Source organism: Mucilaginibacter terrenus (assembly GCF_003432065.1).
GTDB lineage: Bacteria > Bacteroidota > Bacteroidia > Sphingobacteriales > Sphingobacteriaceae > Mucilaginibacter > Mucilaginibacter terrenus.
This window is the reverse complement of sequence record NZ_QWDE01000001.1, coordinates 1,046,277-1,070,759: the sequence shown is the minus strand read 5'-3', so window position 1 is coordinate 1,070,759 and position 24,483 is coordinate 1,046,277. Positions and strand designations below refer to the sequence as shown.

The following is a 24,483-nucleotide window of genomic DNA, read 5'->3' as shown; positions in this document are numbered from 1 at the left end:
AGTGCATTTTTTGTGGGCGGAGTGTAATTTGTTGTGAACTGCTGTAACACGATAAGGTGTTACACCTGATACACTTTTTATGTGCTAAAATTAGGTAAATTGTTGGCCAATAACAACTTATCTGATTTTCATGTTACAGTTTTTTCAAGTATGTTACAGTAGTAATACTTTAACTGAAACTACCCATATATCTTAAAATCAGATAAATAAGGTATAATTCCTCTTGTATTAGCATAATGCTGATACAAAGGATTTCTATATGGCTTCCAGATGTACTTCGGCCATCATGCACCTTGCGCTGCCGCCGCCGTTTGTTTCAATTGTGCTTATATCGGCATAAACAAGCTCACCATATTTTCCTAATGTGGTTTTCTGTTCATCATTAAGCGAGTTAAACGCCGTTTTCGACATCACGATCAAACTTGCGCCGTCCGCGTTTTTTACCTCCAGCATGTTACCCGCAAAATGAGCCATTTGATCAAAGCTGATGTTGATGACTTCTTTACCGCTGAATATCAACGATGCAATAACCGCATCCTGTTCATCTGCGTTTGATATACTGCTTAAACATATTCCTGCAAACCGACTGCCTACACACATAAGTACATTGGTGTGGTAAATCGCTTTTCCAGCCTGGTCATGCGCTGCAAAGGTAACCGCCTTGTAGCCGGTGTATTCGCAAAAGGCTTTTAGTACTTCCGCATTTGTACGGGGCGAAATACATGCGTAAGCTATCTTGTTTTCCCGGTCCAGCACCATACTCCCGGTGCCTTCCAAAAATTGCTCTTTAGCTTCAAACCTGCTCAGGTCTATTACATGTTTAGCCTTAAAGTTTTCTTCCAGTTGCCTGATGATGTCTTCCCGGCGTTCCAGGCGGCGGTTCTCGGCTTGCATGGGGTAGAGGATAATGTCGCCGTTATCATGAAAACTAATCCAGTTATTGGGGAAGATAGAGTCGGGGGTATGTGGTTCAGGTGTATCCTCAATTACGGTAACATTAACACCGTTATCACGCAAGATCTGCACAAACCCGTCGAATTCTGCCAGGGCTTTCTGGTGAACGGTGCTTTGATCTGCGCTCTGTACCTGAAACGCGTTACTATCCGCGGTTTGCGCATTAAACCCGAAGTTAACCGGGCGTATCATCAGGAGGTTACTGGTAGTTTGCATGTGTCTGAATCAGATATAGAATGATGGTATATGGTTGACTGACACTTAGTGGACCTTGTCCCTCATTAATGGCATGCTCATGCAATGGAAACCTCCCCGCGCTCGCGAAAGCTCTGCCGACGGCATGAGAATGAGCGTATCAGTCATTTCCTGGGGGTTCAGTTCGCCGGTCTCAAACTTTTGAAGCAGGTCCTGCACTTTTATGATCTCGAAACCGCTTTTCTGAAATGCCCCAACCGTTTTATCATTACGGTCATAACCCAATACTACGCCTTCTTTCAGCGCAAGCAGGTTACAGCTGTCCGTCCATTGCTCGCGGGCATCAAACGGGAACTCGTCATTACCCGAATAGATAAACCTTGTTGGCTCAGTGCTTTGCAGGTCCTTTTGGCTGATGTTGTCCAGCAATGCTTCTAACGTACCGAAAGTTTTAGGCTTTTTACCCCTGCGGAACTGTACTATTTCTGGCCTGTCCTTGTTCTTCTTATCGGCAAACCAGGCAATTGGTTCACTTTCGTCCTGCGCCGGCTCGGCTATTGTAAGCGAGCGCAGCAACACCCACACGTTGCGTTTTACCTGGGTAAATACCGTATCAATGTGCATGTAGTCCCGCTTATGCGGAATTTTAACTACCGTTACCTTCTCAACTACATTATTTGCGAACAGCAGTTTAATAGCTTCGTTTGCGCCGCTTACTGATGTACGTTCGCTGCAGCCAATAAGTAAATGCTGCGGACTAACCATCATTACGTCGCCGCCCTCCAGTGTGGTTTTACCTTCCTGTTCTTCGCCGGGGCGCAAAAAGTGCTGTACGGTATCGGGTATCTCCAGTATGTTGTCGCGGTAACCTTCGAACAGCGGATGGTTAAAAAATATGTACTTCACCAGCAAAGTCTCGCGGGCTCGGGCCTTTTTTGCCGGCTTATTAAGCAGCATGTGGTTGTTTATGGCAATACCAATGTCGCGGGAAAATATCATGTTTGGGATGGGAGCGAAGATCATCTGCTCGTCATTCAATGATCCGGAGATGAAGATTTTTGCCAGTTCTACCGGTTCTATATCAATTAGTTGTAACTGCAAACGGTACGTACACCCCTCAATAGCGCACACCGCCGCAACAAGTTTCTTACGGATATCTTTCTGCTGTAAAATGTCGCTGAGGAGGGTTTGTATCTCTACCACTTTACCTGAATTGTGAAATGTCTCATTGTCGGGTTTGAAGAAAGCCCGTTTACTTTCCGGGTTATCTATGTCGGCCAGTTTACCCTTTATCTTATCCGGATCAAGGAAGTACATCAGCAGTTTTACGTAGTAATCGTATTCCCCGGTACGCATAGTATCCAGGTGCACAATGTCTTCGAATAACCAATCCTGCGCTTTAGAGGGCACAACTTTGCCCAAGCCGCTATCCGGACTGTGAATTAAAAGCACCCGCAGGCGTCCTATCTCGGAAGTAACATCAAGTTTAAAATCGTTGTTTTCAAGTATCATAAAAGGTGTTAGCAGAACAAAGCTAGTCTTTTTAGCGGATAGTTGCAGGAGCAACCAACTCACCCCGGCAACGCTATCGCTAGCCGACCCTCTCTACGCTTCGCGCAGAGAGGGTTAGGAGATAAGGAACATAATTCAACACCCTTCGGTTATCAACTCACCCCGGCAACGCTGTCGCTCGCCGACCCTCTCTCCGCTCCGCGCAAAGAGGGTTAGAAACATAATAATATACTATACACCGTAGACAGCACCCCCTCTTTCCGCGACAGCGGAGAGAGGGCCGGGGGGTGAGTCGATTTGCAAACTTACTTGTCTAAAGCCAACTTGATCACCTCTAACACGCCACTCATATCATTCTCAATCTGCTTATTCTCAAATCTCAAGATCTGCAATCCAAGTCCTGACAACACTGCGTCCCGGTTTTTGTCGTAATCGCGTTTGTAAAGATGTACCGGACCGTCGGCCTCAACAATTAAGTTCGCTTCTGCGCAATAAAAATCAGGAATGTAGCATTGCACTAAGCCTTGTACAGATTTAATAAATATAGGGTGCTGACGTAAAAACTTCTTACCAAGGAGTTTTCTGTTACGCAGTTGATTCCAAAGTAATGTCTCAGCCGGAGTTTGCCGTTGCCTAAGTTCGCGGCATAGTTCTGTGATAGATGGCATGTCTAAATATAGCAACTTTGATAGGTTAAAGTAGTCTGTAAAGCTTGCTGAGAATGTTAAGCGACGTTCGGCGACCGACTCACCCCGGCAACGCTACCGCTCGCCAACCCTCTCTACGCTGCGCGCAAAGAAGGTTGAGAAACATGATTATTATACTATGTAATATATTGCAGACAGCACCCCTCTTTCCACGATAGCGGAGAGAGGGGCAGGGGGTGAGTAGATTGTTAAGCGTACCCGACTACTAACTCACCCCGGCAACGCTATCGCTCGCCGACCCTCTCTCCGCTCCGCGCAAAGAGGGTTAGGAGAAACATAATTATGGATACTATATACAGTAGCCAGCACCCCCTCTTTCCGCGCTAGCGGAGAGAGGGGGCAGGGGGGTGAGTAGATTATTAAGCGGTGCTCATAAAGTGGCCGCCAGCACCCCCTCTTTCCGCGCTAGCGGATAGAGGGGGCCGAGGGGTGAGTAGACTTTTTTAAAAAATTATTTAAAGGAACAATATTATCTATATATTTGTCTACTTATTCTATAGACAATGTATTATTTACTTGCTTGCACATCAATACCAATGTCTTACATGCAGTGCTCTACTGCGTGCTGTTGTTGTTAATGGCCTAATTAACATCAATTAAAGTATTAACGCACCTTTCTTTCAACCTTATACCATGACTATTTCTACGAAATTTTTCAAACTAATTGCGCTCGTTCTGCTCCTTGTCCCGGCACTGTCTTATGCACAGCTAAACGGCAGCTATATACTAAGCGGCAAAGTAAACAGCGATCAGGGTAAGCCACTTGTTGGTACAACAGTTACCATAAAAGGTACATCAAACGCTGCGGTTACAGATAGCACGGGTACTTTCTCGTTAACCAGCAGTGCGAAATTCCCGTTTACGCTTGTGTTTACAGCAGTAGGTTATCAACCGCAGGAATTCCTGATCAGGAATGCTAACAGCGCAGTCAATATTCAACTCACCTCACAATCTTTGTTGTTAAACGAAGTTGTGGTTACAGCATCGCGCCGCGAAGAAAAGCTGTTGCGATCGCCCGTCGCTATCGAAAAGCTAAGCATTAACGCACTAAAACAATCGCCGGGCCCAAGTTTTTATGATGCCCTGGAGAATGTTAAAGGTGTTCAAATGACCACTACCAGCATCACGCTTAAAGTGCCAAACACGCGCGGCTTTAACAGCCCTAACAACTTCAGGTTTATGCAGCTTGCAGATGGCGTGGATATGCAGTCGGCTACGCTGGGCGTGCCCCTCGGCAACGCAATCGGCCCAACCGAGCTTGACATTGCCAGTATTGAGATCACCCCCGGAGCTGCAGCTGCACTGTACGGTACCAACGCTATTAATGGCTTATCAAACCTGTTCACCAAAGATCCATTTAAGTACCAGGGCTTGAGTTTTTATCACCGTACAGGCATTAACCATGTAGACGATCCGCGCCTTGGTGCAAGTGCCATAAACGAGGATGCTATACGTTACGCTAAAGCCTGGAACGATAAGTTCGCGTTCAAGGTAAATGCGAGTTACCTGAGCGGGAAAGACTGGCAATCGGACACCCGGCTGGATCAAAACCCCACCAACCTAAAATCGGCAAACCCGGCCTTCCCGGAACTTACCGGCAGCAGTAATGCGGCTTACGATGGCTGGAACAAATATGGCGATGATGCGCTTGCCGGCAGTAATACCGTATCTATAAAGGGCATTACTGTTGATGGCGTTGCCAGGCCGAACCTTACTGTTGCACGTACAGGTTATAACGAGGTAGACCTGGTTAGCCCCAGGGTAAGCAACCTTAAACTGGATGGTACGCTAGCTTATAAGCTTTCGCCTACTACAACCCTGTCTTACACCTACCGCTACGGCAAGATGGATGGTGTTTTCCAACGCGGAAACAAAATATCACTTAACGGCGCCAGCGTCCAGAACCACAAGGTGGAACTGAAGGGCAAAGACTTCCTGATAAGGGGGTACGAATCTATCGAGAACACCGGTAATTCTTTTAATGTAAAACCGCTAGCCGATAACCTGGACCTGAACCATGCCAGCAACTCGGCGTGGGGCACTATCTTTAAAAACGCACTAACTACTTACGCAAACGCAAATGGCGGATTAAAATCGACCAATCTCGCTGCTGCCGAAGCTTTTGCACGGGCCGCTGCAGATAAAGGCAGGGTAGAACCGGGTACGCCCGAGTTTGACGCTCTGCGCAAAACCATCATAGGCATTAATAACTGGGACATCAAATCCAGCCTGATACCTGATGCGCCGGTTACAGGCGGTGCAGCCCTGGTACAAAAAAGCCACCTGTTTAATGGTGAGGCACAGTGGGACCTGAGCAGTAAAGTAAAGTTTGCAGACCTGCTGGTAGGCGGAGACGTAAGGGTTTACCAGATCATCCCGGATGGCAACAACTTTGTTGATTTTACCCGTCCGATAGCAGACCGTAACAAACCCTTAGAAGATGGCAGCTTTGGCGATAATGTGATCTATAAGAAATACGGCGCTTTTACACAGGTAACCAAGACCTTTTTCGACGAGAAATTAAAGCTGTTCGGCTCATTACGTTGGGATTACAATCCTTACTTTGATCCGAAGTTTACCCCGCGCCTGGCGGCCGTTTATTCGCCTAACCAGAATCATAACTTCAGGTTTACGTTCCAGAACGGCTATCGCTTTCCATCACTGTTCGAAGCGTTGTCGTACGTGAACAATGGTCGTGTAAAACGTGTGGGCAGCCTCGGTTTTATAAACGAGGGATTGGGCTACTTGGATAATAGCTATACACAATCATCAGTAACGGCCTTTAACGCCGCAGTAAAAGCACAGTCGACCACCGGAGATGATGCTACAGCTTTAAAAAACCGCGGAATGCTGCAAGTGGCCGACCTTCCTAAAGCGAGGCCGGAGCAGATAACCTCGTTTGAGCTTGGTTATAAAGGCATCCTGCTGGATAATAAAGTATTTTTAGATATAGATGCTTATGCTAACCGCTATAATGGTTTCCAGGGCCAGGTACAGGTATTTGTGCCCAACGGAACAACAGTTGGCACCGATGCCGCTGTACTAGCAATGCTCGATGTTAACCGCGACCCAACGACGGCTACCGGCACTAACGCCGCCAGCCAGGGACAAAGCCGCTATCGTGTTTATACCAATGCTAAAAACGCCTACAACAACTACGGTTCATCTGTAGGCCTTACCTACAACTTCTATAAACGGTATACAGTATCTGGTAATGCGAGCTTTAACAAGCTTAAAGCCCAAAAGTCTTCAGATATATTCGTCACTGGCTTTAATACGCCGAAATGGTCAGGAAACCTCTCGTTCGGTAATCGCGAGGTGGTAAAGAACTTCGGCTTTAACATCGTTTATAAATGGCAGGAATCTTACTTGTGGGAGAGCCCGCTTGTAACCGGGACAGTACCGGCCATACACGCGGTTGATGCGCAGGTAACTTACCATGTGCCGGTTTACTATGCAACCTTTAAGCTAGGTGCTACCGACGTGTTCAACAAGCGGTATATACAATATGCCGGCGGCCCAACTATCGGCGGCATCTACTATGTATCTGTAACGCTGGACGGGCTGCTCAGCGGCCAGCGTCCGCAATAATATTTGAAATTGTTTTTAGGTTTAATTTAGTTTTAGAAAAGCGGGCGGGTGAGCTGCCCGCTTTTTTTTATTATCCAAAAGGTGAATTAATGCTATTTGTTGGAAATCGCACATTACGACAAATTATTAAACAATAAACCCCGTACAAGTTGCACCTTGCCGGGGTTCTCACTTAACTGCAGTATATAATTGATAATTCTCCTTGGTTAGTCCACAGCCTGCCGCAGCATAAGCGCACCTACTGTGACATTTGTGCGGCTGTCAATAATGATAGCGCCACCGTTAGCTTTATTGACCTGGTAAGGGTCAAACGCCAGCGGTTCGGCAGTTTTGATAACCACGCGGCCAATGTCGTTTAACTTAAACTCCTCATCGAAATCTTTCTCCAACGTGTTGATATTTACCTTATACAGCACTTCACTTATTTTGCAGCGTACCGTTTTAGTATTGTGCTGAACCAGATAGGTCAGGGACGTGTCTAGAACTCGTGTGTCCATCCAGCAAAGGTCAGCCTCTATGAGGTTTGACACTTGCGGCTGGCCGGCACTACTTACTATGATATCGCCACGGCTGATGTCGATGTTATCTGCCAGGTGCAAAGTAACCGACATGCCAGCTACTGCTTCATAGGGCTGCTTCTCATACAGTTCAATTTTGGATACTGTTGAGCTGAAACCGGATGGGAGAACAGTAACCTTATCATTAACCCTGAACGACCCGCTGGATACACGTCCGGCATAACCCCGATAGTCATGCAATTCCTCTGTTTGCGGGCGCACTACCCATTGCACAGGCAGCCTGGCGTGTGACGAAAGATCATCTATCTTGATCTCTACGTTTTCCAGGTGGCTCAAAAGGCTGTCGCCAATATACCAGCTCATGTTTGATGACGGGTAAACAATATTATCGCCTTTCAGCGCACTCACCGGGATGTAAGTTACATTGGTTAAGCCCACCTTGCCTGCCAGTACTTTATAATCAGCTACAATCTTGTTGAACACATCCTCGTTGTAGCCAACCATGTCCATTTTGTTTATTGCTACTACCACTTGCGGTATCTGTAGTAGCGACACTAGGAAAGAGTGCCTTGTAGTTTGTTCGACCACGCCCTTGCGGGCATCAACCAAAATAATGGCTAAACCGGCGTTACTTGCACCGGTAACCATGTTACGGGTGTACTGTATATGTCCCGGCGCGTCAGCAATAATAAACTTACGCTTGTCGGTGTCAAAGTATTTGTAAGCCACGTCGATAGTAATGCCCTGCTCGCGTTCGGCTTTAAGGCCGTCTGTAAGTATTGCAAGATCTATAGTACCATCGTCGTTCTTGCGGTTGGATGCATGCAGCGCCTCCAGCTGATCTGCAAGTATTGCCTCACTATCGTACAAAAGGCGACCTATCAACGTGCTTTTGCCGTCATCTACACTGCCTGCTGTTATAAATTTTAATATGTCCATCTATTTGGATATCAGATTTAGTTAAAAATACCCGCCTTTTTTGCGTTCTTCCATAGCAGCTTCGCTTACCTTGTCGTCCATACGGGCGCCACGCTCACTTATTTTAGAGGATGCAATCTCGTCGATGATGTCATCTATCTCGAACGCGTAAGATTCCACTGCCGCGGTACAGGTCATGTCGCCAACTGTACGGAAGCGTACGTTTCTGCGGGTTATCACATCATCCTCATCCATATTCAGGAATGGGGAAGCCGCCATTAACTGGCCGTTGCGGGTAATGCAATCCCTTTGGTGGGCGAAGTAAATAGTAGGTAATGGAATATTCTCCCTGCGGATGTAATTCCATACATCAAGTTCTGTCCAGTTGCTTATCGGGAACACGCGTACGTTCTCCCCTTTATGAATTTTGCCGTTGTAGATGTTCCACAACTCGGGGCGCTGGCGTTTAGGATCCCACTGGCCAAATTCATCACGTACAGAAAAGATGCGTTCTTTAGCGCGGGCTTTTTCCTCGTCGCGGCGGGCGCCGCCTATACAAGCATCAAAACCGTGTTTGGCAATGGTGTCCAAAAGGGTGACTGTTTGCAGCGCATTGCGACTGGCGTTTTTGCCTTTTTGTTCTATTACCTTGCCCTTGTTAATGCTGTCCTGCACATGGCCTATGATTAATTTCTCACCTATGCGGGCGATCATCTCATCACGGTAGGTAATAGTTTCGTCAAAGTTATGGCCGGTGTCTATATGTACCAGCGGAAAAGGAAACTTACCCGGGCGAAATGCTTTTAATGCAAGGTGCACCAGCGTAATAGAATCTTTACCGCCGGAAAATAGCAAAGCAGGCTTTTCAAACTGCCCGGCAACTTCGCGCAAAATGTATATGGCTTCTGCCTCTAACTCGTCCAGGTGATCTAACCGGTGTCTGCTCATTCTTTTAAATCATTTAGTTCAACTGCATGCGAGTGCAGACCGCACTCTTTTTTACTTTGGTCTTCCCACCACCAGCGCCCGGCCCTAAAGTCTTCGCCAGGCTGTACAGCACGGGTGCAGGGCGCGCAGCCTATGCTCGGAAAACCGCGATCATGCAGTGTATTGTATGGTATATTATGTAGTTTGATGTATGCCTTAACATCATCCAAGGTCCAGTTGAAGATAGGGTGGAACTTGTACAGGTTATTACCCGCGTCCCATTCCACGTTGCTCATGTCTTCCCGGTTGGGAGATTGCTCTGCCCGGATGCCTGTTACCCACAGCTTGTTGCCCGCCAGAGCACGGTGAAGTGGTTCTATCTTGCGAATTCCACAGCATTCTTTACGGTTTTCTACCGACTCATAAAAACTGTTAGGGCCTTTACGGTTTACCATTTCTTCCAACAAGTGGTGCACCGGGTAATAAGCATGAATAGGTTGGCCGTATATCTCCATCGTGCGGTTCCACACGTAATAAGTTTCGGGGAACAAGCGACCGGTTTCCAGTGTGAAAACCTTTATGGGGATGTTGTTGGCGAAGATCATGTGTGTAATTACCTGGTCTTCCCACCCGAAACTGGTGGAGAACACGATCCCGCCCGGGAATTCATTAGCCAGCACCTGTAAAGCTAGAACCGGATCTTTCCCGTCGATCAGCTGCGATATGTAAGTAGTATCTGCCACTTAAAAAACCTTTGTTATAAATAAAATTATACTGCGTAAACTGATTAAAATTACAATAACTGCTACCGCAAACATGATTGCCCGCGCAGAGATCTTGTTTGATATTCGTGCGGCTATTGGCGATGCCAGCGCACTGCCGATGATCAATCCTGCTACCGCTTCCCAATGTTTGCCATTAAGCATGGCTATAAACGTAAGCGAGCCCATTAAGGCGACGAAAAACCTTGATAGCTTTACCGTTCCCAGCGAAAACCTTGGATGGCGTCCACCGGCAATTAAAGTGGAGAGTACAATAGAACCCCAGCCGCCACCACCAACAGCGTCGATAAAACCGCCGCCTAATCCCAGTAAGGATATGTTTTTGATCTTTCCGCCTTTACGTTTGCGGTTCAGATTGATAGCTTTCATGAATATAACAGAACCCAATATCAGCGTGTAAACAGATACCAGCGGCTTAGTATACTGAGCGTAATGCTCCAGCGATGATAACAGGTAAGCGCCGGTTACTGCACCTATAATGCCTGGTACGAGTAGTAATTTAAACAGCTTCCAGTTTACGTTACCCATCCTATAATGCATCCAGCCGGCTATGCCGTTGCTCATTATTTCTGAAAGGTGCACGCCCATACTGGCAGATGCAGGAGGGATACCCATGGACAGAGAAAAGGTAGTAGAGGTAACACCGTAAGACATGCCTATAGCTCCATCGATAAGGGCGAATACAAAACCAGCTCCCAGGAAGTAGTAAAACATTGGATTAATATGCTCTACAAAGTTTTTAAAACCAGGCTCTTTAAGCCACAGTGCCGAAAAGGTAATTGCCAGGAACAGGACAAACGTACCCCAAACCACCAGTTTCAGCAGCTTGTTGCTGGGTGGTTTTTCGCCGCCGATTAAAATAGCTGTTACCTTGTTAAGTTCTTTCACTTTGTGAGCAAAGTCGCCAGAGAGGTTGTTGCGTACCTGGCTCATCTGCTGCAGGGTTATGTCAAGCTCTGCAGGTAGCGCTTCGTTTAAAACCTCTTTAAGGCGCTTGGCTACTGTGGGTGATTTCCCGTTTGTAGAAATGGCTAATTTTAAGTCGCCCTTTTGTACAATAGAGCCAAGATAAAAATCGCATAGCGCCGGCTTGTCAGCCACATTAATCAGCAACTTACGGTCATGTGCCGCTTGCCGCGCGTACTTGTTCAGGTCGGAATCGTTTGTAGCAGCAATTACAATATCGGCAGCTTCCAGGTCTGTTTCTTCAAAAGCCTTCTGTTTAAGCACTACTTGCGGGTGCCCGCCGGCTAATGCCTCTATTTGCGGCAGGAAAGTTTTAGATACGACAGTCACCGCTGCTGCGGGGCTGTTCTGCAGCAGGGCGGTTAGCTTTTCCAAGCCAACATTACCGCCGCCGACAAGCACCGTATGCAGGTTCTCCAGCTTTAAAAATACGGGGAAAAGTTCATTTCCACGCGTTTTTTCCGGCTGAGGCTCTGTTATATTATTCTTGTGCAACAATGTCATAAAACTCCCTGATGGGCTGAAATTTTGGGTGTAAAGAGACTACGTCACCAAACACGATCAAAGCAGGAGAGGAGATGTTGTTCTCTTCTGCGAGTTCGGCAATGGTATCTACAATGCCTACAACAACTTTCTCGTTTGCGGTAGAGCCGCTTTGTATTACGGCAGCAGGCAGCCTGTGCTTGCCTTTGTTACGGAATATCTCCGCTATTTCGGCAAGTTTATGAATACCCATCAGCACAACAACAGTTGCTTTGGTTTTGGCTGCTTCATACAGGTCGGCAGATACTTTTCCTTCTGAAGTGGTGCCGGTTACCACCCAAAAACTCTCGCTTAAACCACGATGGGTTACCGGGATACCCTGCAGGCCGGGTACACCAATAGAACTTGAGATGCCGGGGATAACTTCGGCGGGAATGCTGTAATCGGCAGCGTGGTCAAGCTCTTCGTAACCCCGGCCAAATACAAACGGATCGCCGCCTTTTAAACGTACAACGTGCCCATAGTTAAGGGCATAGTCTATCATTAGCTTGTTAATGTTCTCCTGTGAAAAAGAATGATCCCCCGAGCGTTTACCTACGTAAACCTTGGTAGCACCTTCGGGCGCAAACTCCAGCAGCTCTTCGTTCACCAGGGCATCATAAAGCACCACATCGGCAGCTTGTAAAGCTTTTATGCCTTTTATGGTGATCAGTTCGGCATCGCCGGGGCCAGCACCAACCAATGTGATCCGTGGTTCTTTTACCGTGTTCTTTGTTGTTGTAATGATCATGACTGTAACACCGCCTCTCTTTTTTCTTTAACCAATGCCAGGAACTGCGTTGCCTGTTGTTTATAGGCAGTTGCAAATTTTTCTGACGGTTCGTTCTTGTTTATTTGCAGCACCAGGTCCGTAAAGCTGCCGTTAAGGGTGAGCTCGCCTGTTTCTACGTAATTGTTATCAAATTCTTTTATAATGCCTGCCTGCGTGCTGCTGTTTACGCCTTTATCAAGCAATAAGGCTTTAGCGCAGCTGATCATGGTATTGTATGAGTGGTATATGGCATCGCTCCATAATCCCTTTTCGTATGAGCCGTTTGCCCACCCAAGTTTTTCATCTGCTTCGTACAGCAGCGTTGCGACCAGGTCTATTACCACACCGGCACACTCACCAACACCTATTGCTGTGGCAAAGGTTTCCTGGTGCCCCCAGTCTACAAACTCGTCATCTGTAAGGGTGGCCAGGTCGGCAAGTGGCTTTAACAGGCGGTAGAAGTAATCTTTTCCCTGCCTGTCGTAATAATCATTAAACCGTTCTTCCTCGTGAGATAAAGCTTTGTAGTCGTTCAGTACCGCTCTTAAAACATGTGTTGCACGTTTAGACGGTACTTTTATCACCCGTTCGGCGGCCCGGCCCACACCGTCGCCTACCGTACCACCGCCTAACATCACTTGTACAGAAGGGAGTACTTTAGCGCCGGCTTTTAACGAACTGCCGTGAAAGCCGATATGCGCTAGCCCATGTTGACCGCAACTGTTCATACAACCACTTATTTTAATCTTGATATCGCGGTTATAAATAAAATCTTCGTATTCGTTATAGATCACATCTTCCAGTACCCGCGCCATAGTCATGCTGTTGCTGATGCCCAGGTTGCAAGTATCAGTACCGGGACAGGTGGTTACGTCGGCAAGGCTGTCAAAACCCGGGGCGGCAAGGTCCAGCGCGTGCAGGCCTTCGTACAGGGCAGCCAACGCTTCTTTACGAACAAACTTGAGTAATAGGCCCTGGTTTTGTGTAATACGTATCTCGTCGCCGACATAAGGCTGTATAGCGGCAACTAACGCGCGTGCCTTATCTGACGGGATATCGCCAACGGGAACTTTTATGTACACCCCGTAAAAACCGGTTTGCTTTTGTTCGAAAACATTGGTTGCCAGCCATTGATCATAACGGAAAGGGTTAGCTATTTCTACCTGCGGATATGCTGTTGCTGTTGGCAGGGGTGCCTCTTCTATAGCATTACGGTTGATAGGGTAGGTTTTAACCTTTAATGCGGTACGTTCTTCTTTGGCCAGGCGCAGCACTTCATCTAAACCTAGTTTTTGAATAAGATACTTCATACGGGCCTTATTGCGATTATTGCGCTCTCCGTAGCGGTCGAACACACGGATGATAGCCTCTATAAACGGTATAAGTTGGGCTTCAGGTAAAAACTCTTCAACTATACTTGCCAGTAAGGGCTGCGCGCCTAAACCGCCACCTAGCATTACCTTAAAGCCCCTGTCGCCATTCTCTTTTAATTTGGGGATGAAGCCGAGGTCATGTATGTAAGAGAAAGCGGTATCGTCATCCGTTGACGAGAACGAGATCTTGAATTTGCGGCCCATTTCCTGGCAAACAGGATTTCGAAGAAAATACTCGAATGTTGCCTGTGCATACGGTGAAACATCAAATGGTTCTTTTGGGTCGATGCCGGCAGTAGGCGATGCAGTTACGTTGCGGACAGTATTACCACAGGCTTCGCGTAGAGTTATATCATCTTGTTCCAGTTCGGCCCATAACTGTGGGGTACGGTCCAGGCTTACATAATGTATCTGGATGTCCTGGCGGGTAGTTAGGTGCAGATTGCTGCTGCCGTATTCATCGGAGATGTCGGCTATTTTCAGCAACTGTTTGAAGGTCACCTTACCAAATGGCAGCTTTATACGCACCATTTGTACACCCGGCTGGCGCTGCCCGTAAACACCACGTGCAAGTCGAAGACTACGGAACTTCTCGTCGTGGATCTTCCCTTCACGGAAAGCACGTATTTTTCGCTCCAGGTCTATGATGTCCTGCTCTACTATCGGGTTCTCCAGTTCTGTCCTGAAGCTCTGCATATCGTTTTGGTTATATCTTAAAAAAAAGCCCCTTCTGCTGCGGCTGAAGAGGCTGATACATTTATTCTCAACTACTTACAACCGCTCGCCTTGGCTGTACATACAGCAAAACATCAGTTGGTTAAAGCAAATAGTTGCAGTGTTATTCATGTTATACTTCCAAATATATATATAGTATACGGGAATAGTAGAATTTATTTTAAAAAAGAAGAGAAGCTGACTTTCAGATCGAACTTCTCTTTCCTAAAAGATTAAGAAATGTACTCTATTCGTAAGTTACTTTCTTGAAATACCAGCCATCCGCATCTATAACCGGCATGGTTTTGCTGGTGATGATAATGCCTTTACTGCTCGCCGTAATGTGATGCACACCGCCATCGGTTGTAACATCAAGAGGGAGATCCATATTGATGTTAGAAAGCTTGATCAAATATTGGTTGTCGCGTCGTCCGGTGGTAACGCTTATCTCAAGCTTATTGGTAGTACGCAGGTACATGTCAAACAAAGGCTTTAACGATTTACCGTAAGCTTTGCTGAAGAACTCTTCTACACCATCTGTATTGTTGAGGTTATTATAGGTGTGTTCCGGCGATGTAGCAAAGCTTTTCAAAGTAGGGAAGAAAAGGCTGTCGCCCATAACATAATTAAGCGTGTGCATAAAAAAGGCCCCCTTGGTATAAATGTCATTATTGTATGCCGACTCTTCATCAATGTCTTTACCTAATACCAATGGCTGCTTGTTCTGGATGCCTTTACCTGATTTTTTAAAGTAGTCTATATAAGCTGGTTTACCGGCAAACTCCAGGGTAAAAAGCGCATCAGAGTAGCTATCTATTCCCTCGTGTATCCAGTAGTCGGCCCAGTCAATAGCGGTAACTTTGTTTCCCCACCATTCGTGACCGAACTCGTGGTGCAGCAGCCAGTCGTAATCTTGGTTGCCTACTTTTACATACCTGAACTTGTTGCCGTAAGCCACCATGCTTTGGTGCTCCATACCTAAGTGTGGCGTTTCTACCAGCCCGACTTTTTCTTTAGCCCAAGGGTATTCGCCAAAGTACTTCTCCTTTTCGTGGATGGTTACCTCGAAGATGTCCATCAGCTTATCAGCTTTTTCGGCATGCTCGTTAAGTACGTAGAACCACATTGGTACCGTGTTGCCGGCGATGCTTTTGTAACTGCGTTTTACCAGTTTGTAGTCGCCTACGTTAAAAAGAATGCTGTAGTTGTTGATGGTGTATTTGGTGCGCCAATGAAAAGTAGCCTTATTGCCACTGGTTGACTGTTTCACCAGCAATCCCGGACCGGCAACCACCAGACCCTTAGGCACAGTAATAATGAGATCGGCACCTTCATTTGGCTCGTCGGAGGGGTGATCTTTGCACGGGTAATAGATCTTGCCGCCAGTGCCCTCGGCAGTAACTGCCAGCCAATCGTGGCCAGTGCTATCGCGAGTGAAGGTAAAGCCATCGTCCCAGGGCGGACGAACGGCAATATGTGGCTTGCCGCCATAAACCACCTTAACGGCGTACTTACCAGCGGGTAGTTCTTTAGTTGTATTGATGTTGATGAGGTTGTTCTTATAAACAAATGGCTCGCTCGTGCCATTAACGGACACGCTTTTTACATTAAGTGAGTCGAGCAGATCGAACAACAATGTGCGCGTAGGTTTCGCAGTGATAATGTCAATAGTGGTGTAACCATCTATTGTCTTTTGCTCAAAATTTACGTCCAGCGCTATGGTATAATGGCGCACATCCATGTTGGCCTGTTCGGGCTTGAGCTTACCGCCGGAGGTTGTTTTAGTTTGCGCGGAGACGGTAAAACAGAAGACAGAAAGAAGTAAAGCGGTAACGCATTTAAGACAGTTTCTTTGCATACTTATTTAATCTAATATTCCCTCACCAGCAAGCCATCCGCAAAATCGCGGAGGTATTGTTTGCTGTCTTCCGGCAGGTTTATTTTCTCGAGTGCCGTAAAAGCTTTTTCGGCATAGGCCTGCATTTCTGCTTCGGCGTGGCGCCTTACATCAACCTTGTTATAAATGGCCGTTACTGCAGCTACTTTTTCAGCTGCATCAAACTGAGCAGTGGCAAGCCAGGTATTAAGTTCATCACTGCCTGATAATTCCTGAGCTTTAAGTAGCAAATATGTTTTTTTATTGGAGATGATGTCTCCGCCAACCTGTTTGCCAAATTTCTCTGGGTCACCATAAACGTCCAGTATGTCGTCCTGCAACTGAAACGCGATGCCAAGGTTAACGCCAAAGTCGGATAACAAGTCAGCATCCGTTTGATCAGCATTACCAATAAGCGCGCCTATCTTTAAAGCGCCGCCCAATACCACAGCTGTTTTCAGGCGGATCATGTTAATGTACTCCGCAATGGTAATGTTATTGCTGGTCTCGAACGTCATGTCCAACTGCTGGCCTTCACATACGCCTACAGCAGTATCATTAAAAATGTCCAGTACCTGGTGAAGGAGATCGTTACGTACCTGCATCATCAGCTTATAACCTTCAATCAGCATTACGTCCCCGCTGAGGATCGCCACGTTGTTGTTCCATTTTTCATGGACGGTAGCACGGCCACGGCGTTTTGGCGCATTGTCCATAATGTCGTCATGCATCAACGTAAAGTTGTGGAACACCTCGATGGCAAGGGCAGGAGGAAGGGCAGCTTCTACATCGCCGCCAAACAGGTCGCAAGCCATCAGCAGCAGGGCAGGTCGCATACGTTTGCCGCCTATTGCTAAAATGTATTTTATCGGCTCGTAAAGCTCAGCCGGATAAACCGGGTAAGCCAGCTTCTCTACAGATGTGGCTATGAGCGCTTGCAGGTTTTCGAGTTTTCTCATTTGAAATATTACACCGGCGCAGCGTTAAGCGTCGGTGTTTGCTCTTTATGGTGAGCAACAAACCATTGTTGTTGAAGCTGCTAAATAACTAATTAATCCTGTACTAAACTAAAATCAATCTGTTTCTTGGTAAGGTCTACCTGTTTAACGCGGATCTTTACCTCGTCGCCTAACTGGTACACCTTCTTTTTGCGCTGACCAATAATGGCATAGTTCTTTTCGTCCAGGGTGTAAAAGTCGTCGCTGATGTCGCGCAGGCGAATCATGCCTTCGCACTTATTTTCAATGATCTCCACATACATACCCCATTCAGTAACACCGGAGATGATGCCTGTGAAAACGTTGCCCACTTGATCGCGCAGGTACTCAGCCTGTTTGTATTTTACTGAAGAGCGTTCTGCATCTGCAGCTTTTTTCTCCATAGCCGAACTGTGCTTGCACAATTCCTCGTAATGGTCTGCATTGGCGCTTTGTCCCCCATTAAGGTAGTGGAACAATAGGCGGTGCACCATTACATCGGGATATCTACGAATAGGTGAGGTAAAGTGTGTGTAGTGGCTGAAAGCCAGTCCATAATGGCTTGTGCTTTGCGTAGTGTAAATTGCCTTTGCCATTGACCGGATAGCCAGGTGGGTAAGTACGTTCTGCTCTTTTTTGCCTTCCACATCTTCCATCAGGTGATTAAGTGATCTGGCTATTTCTTTGTCCGATTTTGTATTTATCTTATAACCAAACCTTGCAGCAAACTGCGCGAAATTAGCCAATGCGTCGGGTTTTGGGGAGTCGTGCCCCCGATAAACAAAGGTGTATTTATGTTTGCCTTTACCCATTTTGCTTACAAACTCGGCCACTTTGCGGTTGGCTAAAAGCATAAAGTCTTCTATCAGCTTATGGGCGTCCTTACGCTCTTTTACGTACACGCCTGTTGGCTTGCCGGTTTCGTCAAGCTTAAACTTAACTTCAGTTGTTTCGAAGTTGATGGCACCAGCTTTAAATTTCCGCTCACGGAGCTTGTAAGCCAAGGCGTTAAGCTTTTCAATTTCTTCAACGTAGTCGCCCGTCTTTGTCTCAATTACCTCCTGCACTTCCTCATAGCTAAAGCGCCTGTCCGAGTGAATAACAGTTTTGCCAAACCATTCGGTAATAACATTGGCGTTTTCATCCAGTTCAAATACCGCAGCAAAACATAGTTTATCTTCTTTTGGCCGCAACGAGCATAAGCCGTTACTAAGCCTTTCAGGCAGCATCGGTATCACACGATCTACCAGGTAAACCGATGTTCCGCGTTCGTATGCTTCCCTGTCCAGTGCTGAGTCGGGTATGATGTAGTGCGCAACGTCGGCAATGTGTACACCTACCTCATAATTGCCGTTCTCCAGTTTTTTGAACGACAGCGCGTCGTCAAAATCTTTGGCATCTACCGGGTCTATAGTAAAGGTAAGCACATCCCGAAAATCGCGGCGTTTGGCAACTTCATCTGCACTTATCACGTCAGATATTTCATCCGCATCTTTTTCAACATCAGCAGGGAAGGAAAGGGGAAAGCCATACTCTGCCAGTATAGCGTTCATCTCTGTATCGTTCTCGCCCTGGTTGCCTAAAATATGCTTTATACGCCCAACAGGGTTTTTAGCGCCAGCAGGCCAGTCGGTAATTTCGGCAACTGCCTTTATACCGTTTACTGCCCCGTTAAGATCTGTAAGCGGTATAAAAATATCATGCATCATCTTCCGGTCGTCGGGGATAAAAAATGCAAAGTGTTCCGACAGTTTTACGATGCCGGTAAACTCCATTTTGTTGCGCTTTAGTATCTCTACTACTTCGCCTTCCTGGCGTTTTCCCTTGCTTTTTGCATAAACGTAAACCTTCACCCGGTCGCCATTTAGGGCGTTGCGAAGTTTACGCGGAGCAACATATATGTCGGTTTCGGCAGGGTCATCTGTTACGATAAACGCCGAGCCGTCATTGGTGAGATCAACCTTACCCTCTACAAAGGTTTTGAGTTCAAGTAATTGAAACTTGCCTGGAGAGGCTTCTTTCATGACACCTTTAAAGGTTTCGTCATTCAAAATATCGAGTATAACGCGGCGCGCATCAGGGTCGCGTACGTTCAGTTTAGATGAAACTTGTTTGTAATTCAACGGGGTATTCCCATTTTCTTCGAATACGTCCAGCACCATTTGGGTAAGTACCTGATCAATGGACGATGCGTGTTTTTTCTTTTTAGACATAAATAAATGTAACGCGTTAAAGATACGGAAAGATGATTGGTTTTGTTTGTAGTTGATTTATGTAGATAAAAACTCGTGGTAGAGTATATCGTGGTTTTATGTACATTTAGTCAGTTAATAAACATAAACCTTCACGAAATAAATGAATGCTCATCTATACCGGTTATTGCTTTTACCAGCAGGTATTATTTTGTTGTTAAGTTGTAGAGAGAAGCCAAGGTTGCCAACTGAATCAACAAAAACATCAGCCTCGATAGAAGCGCTTGTTAGCCGTGGTGAAAGGTTGGAGAATGCTGATGCAGATTCTTTGTTAGAAATTTCAAAAAAATTGCTCGCCTTAGGACAACAAAATGGCATCGGAAAGGCTAAGGTTTATGGCAGGTTGTTTAAAGCTCACTATTTATGGATGGCCAGCCGCCATCCGCAAGCGATGGACGAGGCAATTAAATGCCTTGCGGATGTAGAACGGTACAATATAAAAGCTGTTTATCCCGAACTGTATGGATTGATAAGTAACCTTCATAAAGAGAATGCCAACTATAAAATGGCTTTAGTAGCGCAACAGAAAGGTTTGCATTGGGCAGTTGTAAATGCAGATACAGCCAAGATAATTGGATTACTGAGCCTGAAAGCTATGTTGATACATAACAAGCGTAAAGTATTTCTTGTAGATACCGTGTTTGCAGATACGTCTTTAAATGTACAGTTAAGAGCACTTAAGATAGCCGAGTCAAGCCCCAAATATGAGGTGAAGCGAATCCCGTTGTATGATAACGTTGGGCAGTATTACCTTGATAAAAATGTTTACGACAAAGCGATCTTATACGCCGGTAAAGGCATCCAACTTTCAACTAAACACAACCAGCAGCGCTCGCTTACTTATGGTTACTGTTGGCTTGGGCAAGCATTGTTTTATAAAGGCGACCGGGAAAAAGGCCTCAGCTATGTAAATAAAGCGCTTGCAATTGCCCGAAATCTGAATGAACCTTACAGGGAAATGGAGCTTTACAAGCACCTTTATGACTGCTATTACTCTGTAAATGATTATAAAACGGCATTAGCTTACATCAGGCGATCGCAAAATATGCGTGATTCTTTGCAGGTAAGGAAAAACGAAGTGCAGCTAAGTGAGTTGCAGATTAAATATGAATCTGCTAAGAAAGATGAAGCTTTGGCGTTAATGGATAAAAAACAAGCAATAAAAAACAGGCAGTTAGTAGTTACGGTAGCAGGCTGTGTACTATTTATTGTTTTTACAATTATTATGTTCCTGCAGTATAGGCTTATTAGTAAAAACAACCGTTTAACAGTTTTAAGCAATGAAAAGAAAGACAAAGCACTTGCTAACATTGCTTTTATTCAGTCGCACGAATTGCGTAAGCCTCTGGCATCCATTATGGGGTTAATTAGTGTAATAGAAATAAGTGATCACATTGTTGATAAGGAAACGCTCGAAAAATTAGGTAAAGCAGGTGAACAACTCGATCAATCCATACGAGAAATTATAACACATGTAGAGGAGGAAGCAAAGGCGTAAAATTTTATTGCTGAGCCTTGCACCATGCCAATATTTTTAGATAAAAATCAGTAACAGGTATACTCTTATCAGTTGGTGAAGGTTCAGCAGCGCGCGGTTAAATGCCTTTAACTTACCAATTTGTGCTTGTTTACACTCATGTCTTCGCGCAAATCAATAACAACTTCAGCCTTTGCTTTGTCCTAAGTATCTGCTACTTCTAAGCGGAAAACCAATCGGTAAGATAAAGCAGTACAGCATGAATCAACATTAATTTTGAAATGCATTAGCCCACAACAGTTATACATTCTTCCTCAATCAACGGTTCGCCGCGATATTTACGCAAGAGTTGCGCCGTTGCAACAACATCCTTTTGGCAGTAGGTACATATACGTGGCAGGTCCTTTTCCACCCAGTATACGTGTCCTACCTGGCTGCCGTCAATGTCGTCCTTAGGGGTGGGGATATCAAAGATAGCGGTAAGCAGGCTTAATGAGGTATAGCTCTTGTAATCGCCAAACTTCCACAATTCCATGGTATCTAAATGATTTATTTCCCAAGGCTTTTTGCCGGCTATTTGCAGGTGAGGTGGAAACTGTACGCCATTTATCAGCATTCGGCGGCATATATACGGGAAATCAAACTCTTTACCGTTGTGCGCGCAAAGTATAATGCTTGCAGGCTGGCTGCTAAGCATCCGGCTAAAATCTTCAAGTAGTTCTTTCTCGTCGTCACCGGCGTAAGACTTTACCCGCAAGCCTGTCTTTTTACCGTTTAAAAATATACCTACAGATATACAAACGATTTTCCCGAACTCGGCCCATATGCCGGCACGTTCGTAGAAGGTTTCTGCGGGTTCTTCTTTGCGCTGGTACTGTGTCTTTGCATCCCACAAGTGCTGTAGGTGTTCAGGTACCATATCGTGACTAGGGTACTGAGGTACTGTTTCAATATCCAGCACCATCATGTTGCCAAGGTCGTATTGTTCAAGCATGCACTAAAATAGGCTATTTATTTTTATCGAGCACTTCAAAGTTAAGCTGCAAGGTGTTGCCATCTGCATCAACCAGCGTTAACTTGTGCCTGCCCGGAGAAGGGTTAAGTGCAACCTGGTGGAACGCAGTTGTTTCAGCCACGTACTTACCGTCGAGATGCCAAAAGATTTTGATGCCCGTTTGCCGGTGCGCCGCATTAAATATTACCCTGCCCCGTTTACCATCTGCCTCCACCGGAACATATATTTTTGCATTCTCTTTTGGGTAAATCAACTCCATCAGGTTGCCGTAATCTCCTTCACCACAGCCAGCCTTAAAAGGTGGTAAAACATGGTACTGGTAGTTTTTTGCTTTATAGTAATATTCCATTGATGGCGGCAATACAAACCAGGGGCGATTCACAATATTGTCAGGCAGTTCGCAATTGCCATTTACCTGCCATTGCAGGTCGGGTGAAAGGTGTACCAGCTTGTGCCACGGGCATACCGGTGCCTTTAACCCTCCGCGGGGTACATATTGCTCAACCGTGTTGTTGCAGTATTGTCCTGCTCTAAAACCGCTCTCTTTACATATGCTGATCTTTACCATTTCGCCAATTGGTATTTCAAACCAGTCGCGGGCTGCAGGCAAGAGCCTGAATATTTCAAAGAGGGCGGGAGCTGCCGTGTTTATTCCGGTTAAACCCGGACGACCTTCGCCATCAGTATTACCCACCCAAACCCCTACCACGTATTTTGGCGTAATGCCAATTGCCCAGCCATCACGAAAGCCAAAGCTGGTGCCTGTTTTCCATGCTATGCGCTGTGTAGAACTAAACTGCTGCCAAAGCATTTCTTCGCCGGGACGCATCACTTCTTCCATGGCTTGTAGCGTATAGTATATGGAGCCTGCATCCAGTAAACCGCTTTTCTCCAAATTCTTCTCCGCTGCCGGTCTTGGCGAGTAAACAGGCTGATGATAGTCGTCAGAATCGTACTTGCCACCGTTGTTGTTATAGTGGTTAAGCACCCGGGCCATGCCTGCGTAAATACCTGAAAGCTCCCATAACGTGTTCTCGCCGCCACCCAAAATCAGCGATAAACCGTAATGATCTGCCGGCTGTTTTAGCGTTGTAACTCCCGCTTTTTTCAACACATCATAAAAGCGCTCATACTTATATTGCTGCAGCATTTTTACGGCAGGTACATTGAGGGAACGCGCTAGGGCCGTTGAGGCGGGCACTGCACCGTCGTAACCGAGATCGAAGTTTTCCGGATGGTACCCTGCAATTTGCGTAGGTACATCGGCAATCAGGCTGTTTGGAAGTATAAAACCATCGTGCAGCATAGAGGCATACAACAGTGGCTTTAGCGTGCTGCCTGGACTGCGTGGCGCGTCTATTACGTCTACATTGCTTTCCATTTCAGGGTCTTCGCGGTGAGCTACGTTACCTGCATAGGCTAGGGTAGCACCTGTCTCTACGTCTAAAACTATGACAGCAATGTTATTAATACTATTAGCTTTTAGTACCTGGTGATGCTGCTCCAATATGTCTGTAACCTGATGCTGCAGGTTGGTCCTAAGTGTTGTAGTGATACGTGTTGTTCCCTCAGGATTAGCTTTGTGATCGTTCTTAAAACGTTGCAGCAGGTGTGGGGCCATTTGCGGCAGTGCTACAGGTTTTTCCGGCACTGGTTCAAACTCGGCAAGCTTTGCTGTAGTGCTGTCTATTACACCCTGCTTGTAAAGCCTGTTTAGCAGCAGGTTTCTTTTTCTCAGCAGGATTTGGCGGTTCTTGCCCGGATGTACCAGTGACGGTGAATTAGGAAGTACCGCCAAAGCCGCCATTTCTCCCCATGAAAGTTTATCCGGGCTTCGCCCGAAGTAGCGCCACGATGCAGCATCAAGCCCGATTACGTTGCTTCCGAACGGCGCATTGCTGGCGTACATGGCTAAAATCTCGTTTTTGCTGTAGCCAAGCTCTAACCGCGTAGCCATAAAAATCTCACCTACTTTATTTAGTACAGTTCGCTTGTGGTGTGTGGCCAGGCGTGCTACCTGCATGGTAAGTGTACTGCCGCCGCTGGTCACCTTTCCTCGTTTGATAGCCTGCCTTACAGCCCGGCCGAAAGCCAGAGGGTCGAACCCTAAATGGTGCATAAAGCGCTTGTCTTCAAAGGCGATAATGCATTGTTTAAATTTTTGGGGCACACTGTCATTATACGGAAACCGCCATTGCCCGTCTGATGCTATAGAAGCGCCAAGCAGTTCACCTTTGTCATCATCAATTACAAATGAAGTAGGACTGTTAAATAGCGGACGAGGCAAACAAAAGGCAAACCATACCCCAAGCGCCAGTAAAATGGTGCTGATAATAATTACTTTTGGCTTTTTAAAATAGCGCTTTATTCGGGGGATAACGGGTAGCATTATAAAAGCCCTAAGGTTAAATCGGGTATGAAAATAGGCAAATTAA

The 24,483-nt window shown here is 46.2% G+C and carries 16 protein-coding genes; 2 read left to right on the top strand and 14 right to left on the bottom strand.

Annotated features, from left to right (window positions below):
• Nucleotides 1-255: 255 nt before the first annotated feature.
• The 3 genes from ctlX to DYU05_RS04695 all read right to left on the bottom strand — a co-directional run bounded on the left by ctlX (nucleotide 256) and on the right by DYU05_RS04695 (nucleotide 3,329).
• Nucleotides 256-1,170, bottom strand: coding sequence for a citrulline utilization hydrolase CtlX (gene ctlX / locus DYU05_RS04705; protein WP_117381811.1), 915 nt, complete (start codon nucleotides 1,168-1,170; stop codon nucleotides 256-258).
• Between the two features lie 45 nt (nucleotides 1,171-1,215).
• A complete protein-coding gene (locus DYU05_RS04700) occupies nucleotides 1,216-2,661 on the bottom strand; it encodes an arginine deiminase family protein (RefSeq protein ID WP_117381810.1) in 1,446 nt (481 codons plus the stop codon).
• Nucleotides 2,662-2,966: 305 nt separating this feature from the next.
• The gene (locus DYU05_RS04695; protein ID WP_117381809.1) at nucleotides 2,967-3,329 is read right to left on the bottom strand and encodes an endonuclease domain-containing protein; all 363 of its coding nucleotides are present in this window, start codon (nucleotides 3,327-3,329) and stop codon (nucleotides 2,967-2,969) included.
• Between the two features lie 672 nt (nucleotides 3,330-4,001).
• Here DYU05_RS04695 and DYU05_RS04690 point away from each other — a divergent pair.
• Entirely contained in the window at nucleotides 4,002-6,959 is a 2,958-nt protein-coding gene (locus tag DYU05_RS04690; RefSeq protein ID WP_117381808.1) for a TonB-dependent receptor, read from the top strand.
• 206 nt (nucleotides 6,960-7,165) lie between these two features.
• Here the strand turns inward: DYU05_RS04690 and DYU05_RS04685 are convergent, their stop codons facing one another.
• The 9 genes from DYU05_RS04685 to rnr all read right to left on the bottom strand — a co-directional run bounded on the left by DYU05_RS04685 (nucleotide 7,166) and on the right by rnr (nucleotide 19,517).
• Nucleotides 7,166-8,416 carry a sulfate adenylyltransferase subunit 1 gene (locus DYU05_RS04685; RefSeq protein ID WP_117381807.1) on the bottom strand — a complete coding sequence of 417 codons (1,251 nt, stop codon included), beginning with the start codon at nucleotides 8,414-8,416 and terminating at the stop codon, nucleotides 7,166-7,168.
• 21 nt (nucleotides 8,417-8,437) lie between these two features.
• Nucleotides 8,438-9,343 (bottom strand): sulfate adenylyltransferase subunit CysD, encoded by a 906-nt coding sequence (gene cysD / locus DYU05_RS04680; protein ID WP_117381806.1) that lies wholly within the window; start codon nucleotides 9,341-9,343, stop codon nucleotides 8,438-8,440.
• Nucleotides 9,340-10,065: a phosphoadenylyl-sulfate reductase gene (locus DYU05_RS04675; protein ID WP_235853948.1), complete on the bottom strand. Its 726-nt coding sequence runs from the start codon at nucleotides 10,063-10,065 to the stop codon at nucleotides 9,340-9,342. The genes cysD and DYU05_RS04675 overlap by 4 nt, the downstream gene beginning before the upstream one ends.
• Nucleotides 10,066-11,574 (bottom strand): TSUP family transporter, encoded by a 1,509-nt coding sequence (locus tag DYU05_RS04670; RefSeq protein ID WP_117381805.1) that lies wholly within the window; start codon nucleotides 11,572-11,574, stop codon nucleotides 10,066-10,068.
• The gene (cobA, locus tag DYU05_RS04665) at nucleotides 11,552-12,343 is read right to left on the bottom strand and encodes a uroporphyrinogen-III C-methyltransferase (protein ID WP_117381804.1); all 792 of its coding nucleotides are present in this window, start codon (nucleotides 12,341-12,343) and stop codon (nucleotides 11,552-11,554) included. The genes DYU05_RS04670 and cobA overlap by 23 nt, the downstream gene beginning before the upstream one ends.
• Nucleotides 12,340-14,433 (bottom strand): HEPN domain-containing protein, encoded by a 2,094-nt coding sequence (locus DYU05_RS04660; protein ID WP_117381803.1) that lies wholly within the window; start codon nucleotides 14,431-14,433, stop codon nucleotides 12,340-12,342. The genes cobA and DYU05_RS04660 overlap by 4 nt, the downstream gene beginning before the upstream one ends.
• Before the next feature lie 265 nt (nucleotides 14,434-14,698).
• Nucleotides 14,699-16,309: a M1 family metallopeptidase gene (locus tag DYU05_RS04655; protein ID WP_117381802.1), complete on the bottom strand. Its 1,611-nt coding sequence runs from the start codon at nucleotides 16,307-16,309 to the stop codon at nucleotides 14,699-14,701.
• An 11-nt stretch (nucleotides 16,310-16,320) separates the two neighbouring features.
• Nucleotides 16,321-17,286, bottom strand: coding sequence for a polyprenyl synthetase family protein (locus DYU05_RS04650; RefSeq protein WP_117381801.1), 966 nt, complete (start codon nucleotides 17,284-17,286; stop codon nucleotides 16,321-16,323).
• A gap of 92 nt (nucleotides 17,287-17,378) precedes the next feature.
• Complete coding sequence (gene rnr, locus DYU05_RS04645) at nucleotides 17,379-19,517, bottom strand: ribonuclease R (RefSeq protein WP_117381800.1); 2,139 nt, start codon at nucleotides 19,515-19,517, stop codon at nucleotides 17,379-17,381.
• A gap of 142 nt (nucleotides 19,518-19,659) precedes the next feature.
• Between rnr and DYU05_RS04640 the strand changes: the two genes are divergently transcribed.
• Nucleotides 19,660-21,054 carry a tetratricopeptide repeat protein gene (locus tag DYU05_RS04640; protein WP_117381799.1) on the top strand — a complete coding sequence of 465 codons (1,395 nt, stop codon included), beginning with the start codon at nucleotides 19,660-19,662 and terminating at the stop codon, nucleotides 21,052-21,054.
• A gap of 265 nt (nucleotides 21,055-21,319) precedes the next feature.
• Here DYU05_RS04640 and DYU05_RS04635 read toward each other — a convergent pair whose 3' ends face one another.
• Entirely contained in the window at nucleotides 21,320-22,027 is a 708-nt protein-coding gene (locus tag DYU05_RS04635; RefSeq protein ID WP_117381798.1) for a 3'-5' exonuclease, read from the bottom strand.
• A gap of 13 nt (nucleotides 22,028-22,040) precedes the next feature.
• Nucleotides 22,041-24,437 carry a penicillin-binding protein 1C gene (pbpC, locus tag DYU05_RS04630; protein WP_117381797.1) on the bottom strand — a complete coding sequence of 799 codons (2,397 nt, stop codon included), beginning with the start codon at nucleotides 24,435-24,437 and terminating at the stop codon, nucleotides 22,041-22,043.
• Nucleotides 24,438-24,483: the final 46 nt, after the last annotated feature.